The 17,267-nt window shown below is 42.2% G+C and carries 15 protein-coding genes; 6 read left to right on the forward strand and 9 right to left on the reverse strand.

From position 1 onward, the window contains the following. Positions 1-55 precede the first annotated feature (55 nt). The 3 genes from FO442_RS16890 to FO442_RS16900 all read left to right on the forward strand — a co-directional run bounded on the left by FO442_RS16890 (position 56) and on the right by FO442_RS16900 (position 5,522). Complete coding sequence (locus FO442_RS16890) at positions 56-1,651, forward strand: hypothetical protein (RefSeq protein ID WP_144334396.1); 1,596 nt, start codon at positions 56-58, stop codon at positions 1,649-1,651. 25 nt (positions 1,652-1,676) lie between these two features. Beyond that, on the forward strand, positions 1,677-5,069 hold the full coding sequence (locus tag FO442_RS16895) for a DEAD/DEAH box helicase (RefSeq protein ID WP_144334397.1): 3,393 nt from the start codon (positions 1,677-1,679) through the stop codon (positions 5,067-5,069). Between the two features lie 219 nt (positions 5,070-5,288). After that, positions 5,289-5,522, forward strand: coding sequence for a hypothetical protein (locus tag FO442_RS16900; protein ID WP_144334398.1), 234 nt, complete (start codon positions 5,289-5,291; stop codon positions 5,520-5,522). Here FO442_RS16900 and nadD read toward each other — a convergent pair. From nadD to FO442_RS16935, 7 genes are all read right to left on the reverse strand, one after another. Further along, entirely contained in the window at positions 5,519-6,133 is a 615-nt protein-coding gene (gene nadD, locus FO442_RS16905; protein ID WP_144334399.1) for a nicotinate (nicotinamide) nucleotide adenylyltransferase, read from the reverse strand. The genes FO442_RS16900 and nadD overlap by 4 nt on opposite strands. A 3-nt stretch (positions 6,134-6,136) precedes the next feature. Next, positions 6,137-6,715, reverse strand: a complete 579-nt coding sequence (gene gmk / locus FO442_RS16910) for a guanylate kinase (RefSeq protein WP_144334400.1) — start codon at positions 6,713-6,715, stop codon at positions 6,137-6,139. A 1-nt stretch (position 6,716) separates the two neighbouring features. Then, positions 6,717-7,583 carry a YicC/YloC family endoribonuclease gene (locus FO442_RS16915; RefSeq protein ID WP_144334401.1) on the reverse strand — a complete coding sequence of 289 codons (867 nt, stop codon included), beginning with the start codon at positions 7,581-7,583 and terminating at the stop codon, positions 6,717-6,719. Positions 7,584-7,856: 273 nt separating this feature from the next. Continuing rightward, positions 7,857-8,888: a recombinase RecA gene (gene recA / locus FO442_RS16920; RefSeq protein WP_144334402.1), complete on the reverse strand. Its 1,032-nt coding sequence runs from the start codon at positions 8,886-8,888 to the stop codon at positions 7,857-7,859. Positions 8,889-8,968: 80 nt separating this feature from the next. Next, positions 8,969-9,427 (reverse strand): thioredoxin-dependent thiol peroxidase, encoded by a 459-nt coding sequence (bcp, locus tag FO442_RS16925; RefSeq protein WP_144334403.1) that lies wholly within the window; start codon positions 9,425-9,427, stop codon positions 8,969-8,971. A 149-nt stretch (positions 9,428-9,576) separates the two neighbouring features. Next, entirely contained in the window at positions 9,577-11,151 is a 1,575-nt protein-coding gene (locus FO442_RS16930; RefSeq protein ID WP_144334404.1) for a hypothetical protein, read from the reverse strand. Between the two features lie 260 nt (positions 11,152-11,411). Beyond that, on the reverse strand, positions 11,412-12,296 hold the full coding sequence (locus FO442_RS16935) for a TIGR01777 family oxidoreductase (RefSeq protein ID WP_144334405.1): 885 nt from the start codon (positions 12,294-12,296) through the stop codon (positions 11,412-11,414). Between the two features lie 104 nt (positions 12,297-12,400). Here FO442_RS16935 and FO442_RS16940 point away from each other — a divergent pair, with 104 nt between their 5' ends. Further along, the gene (locus FO442_RS16940) at positions 12,401-13,192 is read left to right on the forward strand and encodes a hypothetical protein (RefSeq protein ID WP_144334406.1); all 792 of its coding nucleotides are present in this window, start codon (positions 12,401-12,403) and stop codon (positions 13,190-13,192) included. A gap of 79 nt (positions 13,193-13,271) precedes the next feature. On the opposite strand, the gene FO442_RS16945 is transcribed toward FO442_RS16940, so the two are convergent. Then, entirely contained in the window at positions 13,272-14,258 is a 987-nt protein-coding gene (locus tag FO442_RS16945) for a bifunctional phosphoglucose/phosphomannose isomerase (RefSeq protein WP_186280219.1), read from the reverse strand. A gap of 124 nt (positions 14,259-14,382) precedes the next feature. On the opposite strand from FO442_RS16945, the gene FO442_RS16950 reads away from it, so the two are divergent. Next, positions 14,383-14,895 (forward strand): acyl-CoA thioesterase, encoded by a 513-nt coding sequence (locus FO442_RS16950; RefSeq protein ID WP_144334408.1) that lies wholly within the window; start codon positions 14,383-14,385, stop codon positions 14,893-14,895. A 189-nt stretch (positions 14,896-15,084) separates the two neighbouring features. Here the strand turns inward: FO442_RS16950 and FO442_RS16955 are convergent, their stop codons facing one another. After that, the gene (locus FO442_RS16955; RefSeq protein WP_144334409.1) at positions 15,085-16,062 is read right to left on the reverse strand and encodes a glycosyltransferase family 9 protein; all 978 of its coding nucleotides are present in this window, start codon (positions 16,060-16,062) and stop codon (positions 15,085-15,087) included. A gap of 158 nt (positions 16,063-16,220) precedes the next feature. Here FO442_RS16955 and FO442_RS16960 point away from each other — a divergent pair, with 158 nt between their 5' ends. Beyond that, positions 16,221-17,264, forward strand: a complete 1,044-nt coding sequence (locus FO442_RS16960; protein WP_144334410.1) for a hypothetical protein — start codon at positions 16,221-16,223, stop codon at positions 17,262-17,264. The last annotated feature ends 3 nt before the right edge of the window (positions 17,265-17,267 follow it).

Here is a 17,267-nt window from a genome sequence, read left to right on the forward strand (position 1 = left end):
TAATTTTCCACTCTATACCATCCTTAAACAATTTAAAGTAAAAAATACTAACCGCATGAACAAAATTTTTAACCGGTTATCCAAGTATGAAAAATTTCTGTTTCTGGCAGTTTGTATAGCAAACCTGTTTCCCATTGTCTCGCATCGTTTTTTCCCAAGCTTGGATGGACCTGCACATCTTTACAATGCCAACCTGATCAATCACATGCTTCTGCATTCTGATTTAAATTCCTTTTTTCAATTCAATTCCGAAATCGTACCGAATTTAACCGGGCATGTATTCTTGTGCTTTTTCAAAACATTCCTTCCCGCGTACCTGGCAGAAAAGTTGTTGTTAATCACGTATTTCTTCGGGTTAGCTTATGCTTTCAGAAGACTGGTTAAATCCATCAATCCGGAATATCTGGGTCTTAGTTACCTGGTTTTCCCGATAAGCTACAATTTCCTTTTCTCCCTCGGATTTTACAATTTTTCGCTTGGATTGATCGGGTTGCTTTTAATCCTTTCCTTTTGGATCAGGCACCAACAAACACTTGCAGGTTCATGGAAAAAGATCACCCAGCTGAGCATTCTTTTCATGCTTACCTATTTTTCCCATATTTTGATGTTTAGCGTAGCAGGGCTGGCATGTGCTTGTTTCCTGTTCTCAAATTTCCTGAGCGAATTACTGAAAAAAAGAACATTCCGGGAAGTTTTTATCCGGGAGTTCAAAAAAGGACTTGCACTATTCGTCAGTTCACTGATTCCGCTTGTTTTGATGTTCTTTTATTTTTCCAACAGACCCGATACCGGCGTGAAAATTTATCTTCCATCGGAAGAGTTGACGAAATGGCTGAATTATTTCAACCCGATTATTTGTTACCATGAAGGAATTGAAAGCACACTTACAAGAAAACTGATCTATATCCTCTATGCTTTACTTATCGGTGGAATCAGCCTGCGAATAATCGACCACTTTTCGGGTGAAAAGAAAGCTTTCTTTCGCCTCAACGATACGTGGTTGCTTCTGACCGGGATCATGTTGTTGCTTTTATATAAATTGCCCGATAACAATGGAAGCGCAAGTATCATTTCTATGCGATTCGGCTTGTTGTTCTTTCTCTTTCTGCTCATCTGGATTTCCAGCATGAAACAGGCCAAATGGTTTATGTTCATCTGCTTCACACTGCTTCTCGCTACCCACTTCAAACGGGTCCGATACTTTGATTCCGTCGTTGATCAGTATAATACAACTGCTATCAATTGTGCCAAAGCATCTGATTATGTAAAGCCCGGAAGCGTAGTTGCTACTCTAAATTTCACTTACTGGTCCCAGGCACATTTTTCCAATTACCTTGGAATTGACAAATCGTTGGTTATCCTGGATAATTATGAAGCAACGATGAATTACTTTCCTTTGCTATGGAATATCCAAAACCTGCCGGATTTTCAATTCGGAGGAAAACCAATTACTGAAAACCCCTTATTTCTCACGACTCCTTCCAACAAACACAATCAGAAGAGAGAAATCGATTATCTTTTTGTACTGGGAAATTGGGACAGTACCAATGCCGATCATCTCAAAACATTGCAAACGATTTCAGCGAATTTTATTCGATCTTACAAAAATGAGCAGTGTACCGTATATCGCCGAAAAGGATTAGCTGAATAAAGGACAATTTTGCTACCTTCACTGCATGTTAAGTTCAGCTGAAATGGATGACCCGCATGACGGTGAAGAATTGTTCATACTTCGGGATTCCGGTTTTCATGAACTGAACTACGGCACCCTTCTGAAATATGCGGAAGCTTCTGCAATAAACGTGTTGAGCTTTAGCGGGAATTCCGTTCGCGCGATTGAACTTTCCATTAACAAAGGTGTTTTTTTGTGTCATTACGGATTTCGTGCCGAACACGAGGTTATCCTGACACAGGAAAATCAAATGGTTATTCTTGCCTGCAGCTGTGGCGGGAATGGAAAAAAACTCTGTGATCATCAGGCAATTGTGCTTTACCGGGTAATGGAACTGGCAGACTTCCGGGTTTTTTTCGACGAAACAGACCGTAAAAAACGTATTTCGGAGGTCGCGCTTTCTTATGGAATTTCAGACGAGGCAAAATGGGACGGACTTTTTCAGGTTAGCTATGAAAACAGGCAGGTTAAAGTTGCCTCGAAAAATCCGGAACTGATTCGTCTGACTCCGGATAAATTGGATGAATTGAACCGCAAACTGGCTCCTGTTTCTTTTTCCCCGGAAAAATTACACGCTTCATTACCGAACCGCTATATTTTGTTTCGTGCTTTTTCAGATGAAAATCACTTCGAATTTGAGATCAACGAAAGTGCCCTGACCCAACAGGGTAAGATAAAATCACCGATCAAGGCGCTGAATGCTTTGGAATTGGCGCTTCAGGAAACAAATCCTGAAATGATCCAGGCGTATACTGCTTTGGGAATATTGGGAACGAAGCATCATTTATACCGGAACCTGGCAACTGATGAAGAAACATTTTTGAAAGTCGTCCGGGCGATCGGGATTGCGAAGCCGCTTTTTGAAGCGTTAGACGTAATCGAAGCCTGGAATACCAAACCGCCGAAAGACACCGATTTCATACTCCGCATCCATGACAAACCGATGCTTTTACATTTGGATGTCAACCAAAACCAGGAGTTTTATGAAATAACCGGTTTTATTGAATGCGATAATCACAAAATTGCCTTCGATCAAGTGAAAATGAAAAGTGAATTGTTTATCCGGCGCGGACAGGATTTGTACCTCATTAAAAACTGGAATTACCTCAGGACGTTGAGTTATTTCAGGAAAAACCACAACAAACTGATCATTCATCAATCGCAATTCGATGCCTTCCAGTCACGTTTCCTGGTCCCGCTTGAGAACGTGGTAAGCATCAATTATTCCTATGTCAAAAAGGCCACCCGCGCCCTTATCAAACAAACTCAACTGGCAACTGTTCAGGCGAAACGCATTTATCTGACAGATAGCGAACACTACATTCACATCACCCCGATTATCGAATATGGAAAGGTGGAAATTCCTATTCTCTCCAAACGCAAATTACTGACGATCGATCAAACCGGTAATTCCTTTGAAATTCCGCGCGATGAAAACCTGGAAGTGAACTTTTTGGGTCAGATTATTCGCCTCCACAAAGATTTCGAATACCAGCTTGGCGGGGACTTTTTCTATTTGCATAAAAGCCAGTTTTTGGAAAACGATTGGTTTTTGAATGCATTCGAATCCTGGAATGAAGCCGAACTCGAAATTCACGGTTTCCAGGAATTGACCAAACTGAAACTCGTTCCTAAGAGCATGAACGTTTCCGTGCAGATCATTAGCGGAATTGATTGGTTTGAAACAAAAACACATATTAAAGTGGGCGATAACCGGGTGCGACTAAAAGAAATTCAGCGCAGCATTATTCAGAAATCGCGGTATGTAAAATTGGGTGACGGGCAAATGGCCTTGCTTCCGCAACATTGGCTGGATCGATTCTCCGCATTTTTCAGGGAAGGAGAATTGGTGGACGACGTGATTCGCATTCCTAAAACATCCTACCAATTCATCGATGAATGGTTCAATGCGGAAGAAATTGACAGCACGGTTCGAACGCAGATAGAAGATCTGAAGGAGAAGATCACCCATTTTGAACGTATTCCCGAAATCGAACTTCCCAAAACGTTCCAAACGGAATTGAGACATTATCAGCGGGAAGGATATCACTGGCTGCACTTTTTGAATGATTTTGGTTTTGGTGGTATTCTTGCGGATGACATGGGACTTGGGAAAACCATTCAGTTATTGGCCTATCTTTCCAAAAAGCAGGAGGTCAAAAAAGGTGTGCATCTCATTGTAGTTCCAACTTCGCTCATATTCAACTGGAAAGATGAAGTCGCAAAATTTACTCCACATTTACGGGTTTTGGATCTTCACGGAGCAAAGCGCGCTCAATCGGCACATCGTTTTGAAGCATTTGATCTATTGCTGAGTTCGTATGGAACCTTGTTGTCAGACATTCGCCATTTAAAAGATGTTGTATTTGATACAGTTATTCTCGACGAAGGTCAGGCGATTAAGAATCCGGATTCCAAACGCTATAAAACCGTTCGTTTGCTTCAGTCCAAACAGCGTTTTGTACTCACAGGAACACCGATTGAAAATAATACACTTGACATCTATTCCATTTTGTCCTTTTGCAATCCGGGAATGTTCGGTTCATTGAAACAATTCAAAGACCATTTTGCCCTTCCCATTGACAAATTTCAGGACGGTCAGCGCGCAAAAGAATTGCAAAAACGCATTCATCCTTTCTTGTTGAGACGGACCAAAAAGCAGGTTGCGACGGAACTTCCCGAAAAAACCGAAATGGTCGTCTATTGCGAAATGGATCACGAGCAACGGCGTGTTTACGATGTGTACAAAACGGAATTGAAAGAATACCTGATGAGTGAGCCCGATTTCCAGGACGGGCAAAGCAGTATGCACGTGCTCGCCGGCCTGACCAAATTACGGCAGATCTGCAATTCTCCTGCACTGATTAATGACAATGGTGTTTCCTACGGAGATCAATCAGCCAAAATCCAGGAATTACTGGAGCAAATTGAAGACAAAAAGAAGCATCATAAAATCCTGGTATTCTCTCAGTTTGTCGGGATGCTCAACCTGATAGAGAAAGCATTGGAGGAACGAAAGATTCCCTATTCCCTATTGACAGGTCAGACCCGGAAACGCAAAGAAGTAGTAACTGCTTTCCAGGAAAACGAGGAAATCCGGGTCTTTTTAATCAGCCTCAAAGCCGGTGGAATGGGATTGAATTTAACGCAAGCCGACTATGTTTTCCTCATGGATCCCTGGTGGAATCCGGCGGTTGAAAACCAGGCAATTGATCGGGCCTATCGCATTGGTCAGGATAAAAAGGTGGTTGCCGTGCGTTTTATTACTCCGAATACGATCGAAGAAAAAATACTGGAATTGCAAAAACGCAAACAAGAGTTGGTCGGTGATTTGGTCCACACGGATGTGAGTACCCTGAAGCAGTTGAGTCGCAAGGACTTGTTGGATTTGTTGTGATCAGCGATCAAACTGTTAGCAAGTTTACTAACATAGTAACGATACGAGTATCAATATATATATACTGACGTTCAATTAATTAAACTCAACCTGTAAGTAAGTTTACTAACTTGCTAAAAAAACGAATCAATTAAGTAACGTGGCATTTCCTAACTTCAATAATGTTAAATCCCCCAACAAAAGCATCCACCTATCCGTTTCTTTTGTACTTTTACTCTCATGAAAAAACGCTTGTTTTTATTGGTAATCACACTGATTGTTGTGGATTTTGCTTTTGGACAAGGTTGTTCTCAATGCAAATTGTTGGCGCAGCAGGGAAGTGAGTTGGACGAAAATTCCTTCGGTTCTTCAATCAATTCCGGAATTTTATTCCTCATTGCAATCCCTTACCTGATTCTGATGTTTTTCTTCCGGAAACAGATTGCTCGTTTCTTTAAGAGCAAAAAGGCTTAACGGTAAAAATTCATCTCATCAATGTACTTGCGAACCGGATCGGTAAGCAGGTAACGCACGTCTTTTCCCTCTTTAATAGCATGCCGGACGAAACTTGATGACACTTTCATGACCGGTGCATCTTCGCACATGATAATGTTCGGGTGATTTTTAAATCCGTTTTCCGGGTGATGGCCAATTTCCTGGACTTCTTCTTCCTCCTGGATCGTTAGCACACGCGGATAAACATAAAATTTATAATTCGTCAATAAATGCTCATGGTTGTACCACTTGTGGAACGTTCTCAGGTTATCTTCTCCCATGATCAGTGAGAATTCATGCTTCGGGTATTTCTCCTTCAGGTAAGCCAGGGTAGTTGCTGTATAATTCGGTTGAGGTAATTTGAATTCAATATCCGATGCTTTCAAATTGATGTTATCCTGAATTGCTTCGTTGACAATTGCCAGGCGATGATAATCCGGCAACAAAGAGGATTTGAGTTTTAAGGGATTTTGAGGAGTAACAACCAACCAAACCTGGTCAATATCCGTATACTCGGCCATATAATTCGCAATGACTAAATGGCCGACATGAATGGGATTAAACGTTCCGAAATACAAACCTACTCTCATAATTCAGGAAATAAATGTGCGAACAACTGCTTCTGCTTCTTTACAGGCTCTCTGCAAATCATCATTCAGGAGAATATAATCAAATTCGGGAGCACGAGCCAATTCAATCTGTGCTTTGGCTAAACGCATCGTGATTTTTTCCTCCGTTTCCGTACTTCTGAACCTCAAGCGATCTTCCAGGGCTTCAAAAGAAGGTGGTTGCACAAAAATCGCCAAGGCGTTGTCTCCCATAATCTTTTTCAAATTCAACCCTCCGACAACGTCCACATCAAAAATGACGGTTTTTCCTGCTCCCCAGATTCGTTCCAATTCGGAAGCAAGTGTTCCGTAAAAGTTATTTGTGTAAACCTCTTCCCACTCTATAAACTCTCCCAAATCAATTTTTTGTTTGAATCCTTCGATTCCCAAAAAATAATAATGTTTTCCATGCTCTTCTTCTCCGCGCGGGTCGCGGCTGCATGCAGAAATGGAAAAAGCCAACTCGGGTAATTTCCCCAACAAGTACTGAACAATGGTGGTTTTTCCGGCACCCGAAGGAGCTGAAAAGATCACACACTTACCACCACTCGAATCAAATGCCATGTTACAGGGTATTTAAGACTTGTTCTTTGATCTTTTCCAGGTGATCTTTCATCTCAACGACCAATTTCTGCATTTCCACATGATAGGATTTACTTCCAAGGGTGTTGATCTCACGACCGATTTCCTGCGTGATGAATCCCAGTTTTTTTCCGCATAAAGGAATGTTCATGGTTTCCAAAAAGTAGTTCAGGTGATTTGAAAGACGCATTTTCTCTTCTGAAACGTCCATCTTCTCAATGTAGAAAATGATTTCCTGCTCCAAACGGTTCAGGTCAATGGATATATTGGTGATTTTTTCCAGGCCGGCTTTCATCCGTTCGCGAACAGCTTCGATACGTGCTGTTTCGTATTTCGGAACTTCAGCCAACAATTCATCTATGCGTTGGATATTTCCTTCAAAGTCTTTTCGCAACTGGTCTCCCTCCTGCTTCCGGAACTCGTTGAGATGCATGCAGGCTTCCCTTACCAAGCTTTGTACAAAAGTCGATTCCTCATCCGAAAGTGCTTCCTTTTCATTGGAATAGATCTCCGGCATTCTCAACACCATAGATAAAATATCATCCGCAGGTTCACCCAATAATTCAGCTGTTTCCTTGATGTCTTTGTAATAAGCCTGGGCGAGGTCACGATTGATCACGTAATTCTTCGTATCCCCGGAATTCTCCAAAGAAATAGATAGTTCTACTTTCCCCCTGTCCAATAATTCGGCAACTATCGAACGGTTTTCCAATTCAATCTCGCGATACAACGGAATTGCACGCATATTCAGATCTAAGCTTTTACTGTTTAAGGAACGGATCTCCACAACGATTTTCTTCCCCTGGAAGGAACCACTTGCTTTTCCGTAGCCGGTCATTGATAATACCATTTGCTTCAGTTTGGGCAAAAGTAAGGAAATATTGTCGAGAAGGTACTAAGTTTAAGTACATAGGTCTCACAGAAACTTAGAAAGGAGAATCCGACCAGGTTATTTCTCAATTAGGTCGGGATTGAAAATAGTGGTTTTTACTCTTATTGAGTTAACTCATGAATAACAAGCATGTGAACAGCTATGTATCTGTGTTTCTATATCCTTCAATGAGTGAGATTTCCAATACAAGTCCCGCAATTGCTCACGGGACTCATTGGAAACGATATGCAGTTAGTCCTGGTCTACCACCACCGGAGTGCCGGTAGCACCAAGAGCTTCTTTGATCTTTGCTTCTAATTCATCCATTAATTCCGGATTATCAGCAATCATATTTTTTACGGAGTCTCTTCCCTGTCCCAAACGCGTTTCCCCATAAGAGAACCAGGAACCGCTTTTCTTTAAGATGTTCAATTCCACTCCCAAATCGATGACCTCACCTACTTTGGAAATTCCTTCTCCATACATGATGTCGAATTCAGCTTTACGGAAAGGCGGAGCTACTTTATTCTTTACCACTTTTACTTTCACGCGGTTACCGATTACATCTTCTCCTTCCTTGATTTGGCTTGCTCTGCGGATATCAATACGCATAGAAGCGTAGAATTTCAAAGCATTTCCTCCCGTTGTTGTTTCCGGGTTACCGAACATCACACCGATTTTATCGCGCAATTGGTTGATGAAAATACAGCAGCATTTTGCCTTGTTGATCGATCCGGTCAATTTACGCAATGCCTTGGACATCAAACGAGCCTGCAATCCCATTTGGGAATCACCCATCTCGCCTTCGATCTCTGCCTTCGGAGTCAATGCTGCTACGGAGTCAATAACCAATAAGTCTACCGCTCCCGAACGGATCAGACTATCTGCAATCTCCAGTGCCTGTTCACCGTTATCGGGCTGAGAGATTAATAGGTTCTCTACATCCACGCCTAATTTTTGCGCGTAAAACTGATCAAATGCATGTTCCGCATCAATGATCGCAGCAATACCTCCTTGCTTTTGCACTTCTGCAATGGCATGAATTGCCAGGGTCGTTTTACCGGAAGACTCCGGCCCATAAATTTCAACGATCCTCCCTTTCGGATAACCGTTTACTCCAAGAGCCAAATCCAAGGTAATTGAACCGGAAGGAATCACCTCCACTTCTTCAATTGCATTGTCTCCCAATTTCATTACAGATCCTTTTCCGAAAGTCTTATCCAACTTTTCCATAGTTAGCTGAAGTGCTTTCAATTTTTCCGGGTTAACTTCTTTAACTGCCATATCGCTTAATTTTAAATCGTTTTGTTATCGTTTCTGCAAATGTATGACCAGTAGGTCGTAAACTACTTACGATGTACGGATCAATCTAAATTTAATAGCTCCTCACCGTGAATTTTCGTTTTTGGTTTCTCTATTATATGTGTAATTATTCCTTTTTCATTTATTACAAACGTCGTCCGGTGGATTCCATCGTACTCACGTCCCATAAACTTCTTCAGTCCCCAAACTTTAAACGCATCGATCATTTTCCGTTCGGTATCTGCTATCAATGAAAAAGGTAAACTAAACTTTTCAATAAACCGGGTATGCATCTTTTCCGTGTCCATACTTACTCCCAAAATAGCATACCCCTTTTGCTGCAATGCCTGGTACGAATCTCTTAAACTGCATGCCTGATTCGTGCAAGCCGGCGTATTGTCTTTCGGATAGAAATAGATCACCAATTTTTTATTGGCAAAATCACGGTTCGATATTTCTTTTCCATTTTGATCTTTTCCCTGAAAATCAGGCATCCGATCACCTACTTTTAATCCGGTCATTTAATTGTTGAGTATTTAAACATTTATTTGACGAATATGTAATCAAAAGTACAACTTATTTTTTAACCGACAAGTTTGGGTTGTATTTTTTGCTTAATTTTTCGTCATTTGATTCTTTTTCTACGATTTTAATCCGCTGATCTCCTTTTCTAATCCGGGAAATAGACACTTTGACCTGTCTCCTGCTCCAACAAGAATTTGTCGCGGATAACTTCCTGAACGGTCCGTTTTTCGATCTTGCACTCCAGCCACGAAATGATGTCCAGGTATAGGAAGGGGCGTTTTTCATAAGGCAATTTGGACAACTTTACCAGCTTTCCATGCAAAATGCGGAATGCCCGCATCAGGGAGCGGTCATCTGCAAAAGGAAGCTGTCGGAGAAAATTCAGGATCTCCTGCTGTACCCCGTGCAAATCACCCATATTCCGGAGGAAACGGTAAACGGACTTGATCTGGTAATCCAACAAACGATCATCCGTGTCCAATTCAAAATGCGCAATCAGGTTCAGGATCCGTGCAAAAGCCTGGATATCTTCCCGCAAGGAAACATCTTTCAGTTGAATGATCTGGTTCAGGTACTTGATCGCCATTTTATTGTCCCCGTTTCCGAAATACAAACAAGCCACTTTGTAGTATAAGATCATGATCCGGTGATTATCCAAACGGTCTTCGTGGTCGGAGATAAACTGTTCGACTTTCGGCACAATTTCCAACCCCTCCGAAAACGTCCCGCACAGGTAATAATAATTGATCTTCGCCGTGAGCCAGTACATGCGATGCAGCAAGGCAATGTTCTCGTTTTCCCGGTCTCCCAGGTCCGCACTTTCCAGCTTTTCGATGGATTCGAGCAAACGTTTGTGATTTCTCAGGTTAAATAAAGCATTCTGTAAATTATACAGTCCTTTCAGGTACATTTCGCGGTAATGGTCTTTCACATGCGAATGATCTTCAAACAATTTTACCCACAAACTGGCATATTTGAAGCACATCAGGAATTCCTGCGTAATGTAGTGGTACCAGACGTACGCATTATACAAATGCATCTTTTCTTCGAAGCTCAGCTCTGAAATATGGTATTCAGGTAAGCGCTTGGCAAAAAATTCCTTGACGAAACGGTAATCCTTCTCGTCCCGCACAAAACCGACCTTTACATTCAGGGCGTAAAGCTGCAAGGACAGGTTCGAGAATTGGATGCTTCCCTGCACATGTTTGCTCAAAACCCGGCTTTCAGCTGTCAATTCGTCTGCGCGCGAGGAAACACTTCGTGTAATGTGCTGCGACTCAATGAATTTCTCAAAATCCAGGATTTCCAGGTGCAAAATGGTCGATTGGATTTTGATCGCGTGCTGTTTGGCTTTTTCCAGTAATTTCAATGCCTGGTTGTAAAATCCTTTCTCATACAGGATCAGGGCATGGTCCATCGATTCACGGATTTCAATAGTGGGCAAATGAGCTGCATGCTGAAGCCTCAGACTTGTCAGCAGTTGCTTATACAGATGGGCTTTAATATTTGAAAGCTGGCTCTTTTTTAACCCAGCAACCTTGGAAATCGCCAATTCGTCGGAATAGTTCTCTGTCTTGTCAATAAAATCAAACAACTGCAGGTACTTGATCTCTTCCGGAGAAGAAGAATTCCGATTCGCATAAAGCTTAAAACTTCGTTTCTCTGCCTTTGACAGGGAAGAAATTAAACGAACTAAACTATCTGTTGATCCTGTGGACATTGTAATTTTTTACTTAAATTAATGTTTTCAATCTTTTGATTTACAGTCAATTAAGCATCTTCGATTCGAGCTTGGGTATCGTAAATATTAAAAATATTGATTTCGAATAATCAAGCTCTTGTTTCATCTTTGTTTCGTTCGAATGATTTTCATAGTCATTCCTTTTAAAAAGTACTCATTTGAGTAACAGGAGTAGGGGTGCTCTTGTTTTTTCGATTAATAGCAAAAAAATCCTTTGTCGATGACAAAGGGTTTTTTGTTTATCCAAAAATACGTTGAATTGTTGAATTAAGATTTCCATGCAGGAAAGAAAATCCTTCGGAATGAATTTTCTCGTTGGAGACTTGATTTCCATGCAGCAGCATCAGGGCCATCTTTCCAAACAAAAGCCGGACTGCAAAAGCCGGAACAGCAGGTAACAATCTTTTTTTCAGGGTTCTGGCGATCAGTTTTGTGAGTTCCTTATTGGTCGTATTCCCGGCAGAAGCATGATAAACTCCTTCCAGTTTATGGGCAATTACCCATTCAAATACCCGGTAAAGATCTTCGCTGTAGATCCATGGAATGGCCTGCTCCCCGGAGGACAAAACGGCTCCGAATCCTTTTTTGACAGGATTGGCCAATTTTTGCAGAGCACCGCCGGATTCACTCAGCACAACCGCAATCCTGATTTTTGAAACGGTACAGACAGAAGCAAACTGATCGGCTGCTTTTTCCCATTTCCGTGTAATGTCTGAAATGATATCTTTCCCGAAGGAATCCGATTCTTTATAGATTTTTTCCGGGTGTTCAAATCCGTAAGCAACCGCCCCGGACGCAGATACATACTGCTTCAAATCGGCCGAGTCTTTAAACGATTCAAATAGGAAATTGGTTGTTTCCACCCGGGAAGAATACAATTCTCTGATCCGGGATTTCGTCCACCTTTTGGCCGCTAATTCTGCTCCGCACAGATTGATCAGGACCGTGGTTTTCGTTATCGCGTCGGGATCAATCGACCCGGTTTTCGGATCCCAGTTCAGGAAACCGTCCAGCCCGGAAGGTTTGCGTGAAAGGACCCAAACCTCGTGCCCCGCCTTTCGTAAATGATTTGCCAATCCTGTTCCGATTAGTCCTGAACCTCCTGCAATGACGATCTTTTCCATACTCCGAATTGTTTTCCGGGTCTAATTTAAGCGAAAAAAAGAGTGTCATTTGTTATAAACCTGTTACTTTTACATGTCACGTCATTTTGAATGAAACAAACGCTATGAAAAAGTATATTTTCCCTTTATTGCTTATCGGATTAGTATCCTGTGGTTCGGATAATTCCGGTGAGAAAAAAACCGAAGAGAAAAAAACCATCGTCAAACAGTTCAAAAATGAAGCTGAAATGGACCGGCAGGTGCTGGAACTGAAAAAAATAACGGAATCTTCGGGAATCACTGCCAATTCGTTGCATTACGAAAAAAGCGACGGAGAAATGATTGAAGTGATCGGGCATTTGGATACGACGAATGTGCTTCAGATCATCGAAGAACAATTTTCGGAAGGAAGTGGTAAAACGAACGGTACACGTTACTATTTCCTGAACAACGGGAAACCGTTTGTAATCCAGGAATTGATTGACCAGGTGAACGGAGGGAACGAAGCGGTTTTTATCGACCGGATTTCCTATTACAACGAAAAAGGAAAAATCATCAAAACCAAAGAGCGCAGTGCTTCCTTCCAGGATGATATCAACTCCATGAAATACAAGCCAGCCCCGCTGCATCCGCTCAGTTCGAAAAGAGCCATGGACGCCCTGAATTCCCAAAAAGAATTCGCAACTACTTTCCAGGGCTTTGTGAACCAGGATATGTTTAGCTACATCATTCTCGGACCGGATGATCCGAATGGATTTACGACCGCTTTGAGATTAGATTTCAAAGATCAACTGATCAATATCCTGGCGAGTGACCCTGAAAAATACATCGGTGTAAACGTGAAAGTAAACTTTGAGGTCCATAACGACCGCGGTTTTGAGTTCCAGGTTTACGCCGGAGGAAAATTCGTAGATTAATTGAAAATTGACAAATGGATAATTGAAACATTCGAAAAAGAAGGCTGAAGAACCCCCTCTTTCAATTATTCATTCTTCATTATTTGATTTTACTGAGCTCTGCTTTCAGGTAATCAATAATCTCAATTTCGATCGGATCACCATGCTTCAAGTCGGATAAATAAAGAGAGATCCAATCGATCAAATGGATCAGATAAATGCTCTTTTCAACCGGGGTTGCCCCTTTTGCTGAAATGACCTCTACTTTATCTGTTTTTGATTTGGTGCGTTCAACAGAGATATCAAACCGTTTTTGATTGCGCATGGACAAATCGTTGGTTTGGATAAACAAACATGCATAACGTTTGTCTCCTCCGCCCCATCCGACCAATTCATTGTGGTTCATTTCCGGGATGACATGCTGCCAGCACAATTCTTTGGAATTCTCATTGAATTGCTGTTTGGCGCGAATGGTGATCCCTTCGTATTCAGACCCCGCATATACGGCAACCGTTCTTTTTTGAAGTTCGTGTGCCACACGCATGGCTTCAGACTTAATCGCTGCCTGGTTGGAATCGATCAGGTTCTTCCCGTTCGAAATTTCATCCAGGATCGTGGATTGGGCATATCCCAATTGCAGGAAGATATTGCTCAATTGCACCAGAGAAAAAGCCAGGGCCGTTCTAGGCGGATTCCCACCCGGAACAACCACGTATTGGTAACCATGTGTTTTACAAAACTCGGCCAGCGACCCACCGGAACAAATCCCGATAATGGTGGCTCCTTTCGATTTTGCATCTTCCAGCGCAAACAGAGTTTCTTCCGTGTTTCCGGAATAAGACGACCCGATTACCAGGCTGTGTTTGTTTACAAAAGCCGGTAAAGAATAATCCTGGACGGACAATACCGGAACCGAACAGGTATTTTGAACCCATTGAGCCACAATTCTTCCACCGATCCCGGATCCTCCCATACCGCAAATGACGATATTCCGGATCTCCTGAGTTGGTTTGGTAAATGTTGCCCCAGCAGCGATTTTCAATGCTTCACTGATGTTGGACGAAAATTCCTGAATGAGTTTTTCCATAATGCTCTTTGAAGTTTGTAAATATAGTAAGGCTTTTTCTAACAGCGGAAATTTTTTGGATTCTAAGCGCATTCTTAATCTCCCCTCATGTTAAATTAATGTACTTTTACCGAAAAAAAGGAAAATGAAGCCTAGACTTGCATCAGAAACCCTGGCCATTACTACTAAAGTGGTGTTACCGAATGATACCAATACCCTGGGAAATTTATTCGGAGGTCAATTACTGGCCTGGATGGATGAAATAGCGAGTGTATCAGCTCACCGGCATTGTCACCGGGTGGTTGTTACCGCAAACGTCAACAATGTCAGTTTCAATTCCCCGATCAATCACGCATCCATTGTGACTTTGGAAGCAAAGGTTTCCCGTGCATTCAATTCTTCCATGGAAATTTTCGTAGATGTTTTCGTGGAAGACAACATTACCGGCAGACGGAGCAAATCAAATGAGGCGATTTATACCTTTGTAGCTGTTGACCAACATGGCGGACCGATCCAGGTCCCGGAACTGATTCCCGAAACGGAAGAGGAAGTCGACCGGTATGAAGGTGCTTTGAGAAGAAAACAACTCGCCCTGATCCTGGCGAAGAAGATGAGTCCGAAGGACGCAACGGAATTGCGGAAGCTGTTTATGGAATAGCGAATTAAATACTTGCTGTTTTCAAAATGTAATTCCGCGCTCTGAGACGGCGGATACATTCAAACCTTATAAGCCTGGGATTCTAAACATGTCTGTCCCGATACTTCCGCCTTGTCAGTTCGAGTATCCCGACATTTTCAGTCGGGACGTATCAAGAACACTTGGCGGACACTCGACATGACATGAAAACTATTTCATCAAATCTAATTTTATCTTCTCGGAATCCTGCAAATGCATACACTTAAAGTGCTTCTTCGGGCATTCCTTGTAACCGATCTTGGAACACGGCCTGCAGCTAAGTCCTTCCACTTCATGAATGGTGTACAATGACTTATTCTGGGGAGCATAGGTGTACATCCCAAAATCAGGCACCGTATTTCCCCATACGCTTACGATCGGTGTTTCGAAACAACTGGCAATGTGCATCAAACCGGTATCCCCGGTAAGCAATTTTGCACATTGCTTGGTCATAAATGCAGATTGACGCAAGGTTAATTTTCCGCACAGGTCCAACACGCGTTGGTTGGGAAGCTGTTCGATCAATTCTGCCGCCCGTTCCGAATCCATCGGCCCGCCCAACAAAACCACTGGCACATGAACTCCTTCCAGGATCTTTGCCATTAAGGAAACCGGCATTTGTTTCGTTGCATATTGCGCCCCCATTGCCACCCCGATGAATTTTTTCGGTGCAAGTGCGATGGCTTCCAGGTCTACGATATCCGCATCCGACAGGAAAAAGTCGCAGGGTTTGTGATCGTTTACAACTCCCAACCCTTTCACCGCTTCAAAATAGCGGTCCACCACATGCAGGTCCGGCATGCGATTGATCTTGAAAGTCGTGAGGAGTAACTTGGAAAAATTCTTCTTCGGAAAAGCGAAAGACCGCACTTTCAAGGCACGCTTCAGTCGCAAAGTACGAATGTTGTTGTGCAGGTCGATCACATAATCGTACTGCTCGTTTTTCAACAATTCCACCACCTCATCCACTGATTTTTCGATGGTAATGATGCGATCGATGTACGGATTCTGGTCCAATACGGACTGAAAGGCTTTTTTGGTAATGAAATGAATCCTGGCGTCTTTCACCTGTTGTTTCAAGCAGCGTACTACGGGTGTTGTTAACACCACATCGCCAATGGAACTAAAGCGGACAACCAAAATTTTCATGAGGATAAAGGTATAAAAAAGATGGGGTTTGGTTCATAGGTAGTTTCGGAGATGATATGAACCGTTTCTACATTTGTTAAAATTAATTTGCTCATTTGTGTAATCAAAAAGATTTTTTACATTTATCCCATTAAACTGAAACTTTAAACTATTCAAAGATGAAACCTACTGTTCAACAGGCATTTTTCGCCGCCATTTCAAGCATTTTTATTGCAACCACTTCATTTTCTCAAACCAATACGCTTCCCACTTCCGGGAATGTAGGAATCGGCACAACCTCTCCAAGCGCTAAATTACAGGTAAATGGGACCGCCAAAATTGATTCCATGCTCATTGTCAAAGATTCCCTGATCGTCAACAAAACGGCACGCATCCAAAGTGATCTGAAAGTAGTTGGTAATACTATCATCAAAAATGATTTGAAAGTTTCCGGGACTACTACATTGATTGGAAATACGATTATCAAGGAAGGAGACTTCAAGATTAAAGCATTGGGAGATTCTACCTTACCGGATGATGGTGTTTTAATGATTGATGCCAACGGAAAAGTAAAGAATGGTGGAGACTTGAAAAGTTTGGTGTATACTCAGGTGCCGGCAGCAATGCCCTGTGCCACAGATATGAATGGCGGATACATCCAAACAGCGCCTTTTTGGCAAGCATCTTCCAATCCGCAACGGATGTTTTTGATTAACACTCCTTGTTCTCCGGATCCGCGCTTGGGAGTTGGTGTGAAGCCGGATGCAAAAATGCATGTGCGTTTAATCAAGGATTCTGAATTGCATCCCTTGGTGATTGATAAGTTGGTGAGTAATAACCCAAGTGTTGCACCTTATAAATTGATGCAGTTGGATCATACGGGCTTACTTTATGCACGGGAGGTCAAAGTAAATTTAGATGATTGGGCAGATTATGTATTTGATGAAAAATATCCTTTGATGCCACTGAATGAGCTGCAACAGTTTATTCAGAAGAATAATCACTTACCGAATGTTCCGAGTGCAAAGGAAATGACGGAAAACGGATTAAATGTAGCACAAAGCAGCATCATGCTGATGGAAAAGGTGGAAGAATTGACCCTTTATGTTCTCCGGATCAATGAAAAGGTAGAAAAGCAGGAAGAGTTGTTGTTACAGCAACAGGAAACCATCCGTCTGCAACAGGAATTGATTCAAAAATTGGAACAACAAGTAAAACCTTAAATC

The organism is Fluviicola chungangensis (assembly GCF_007558725.1).
GTDB classification, from domain to species: domain Bacteria; phylum Bacteroidota; class Bacteroidia; order Flavobacteriales_D; family Crocinitomicaceae; genus Fluviicola; species Fluviicola chungangensis.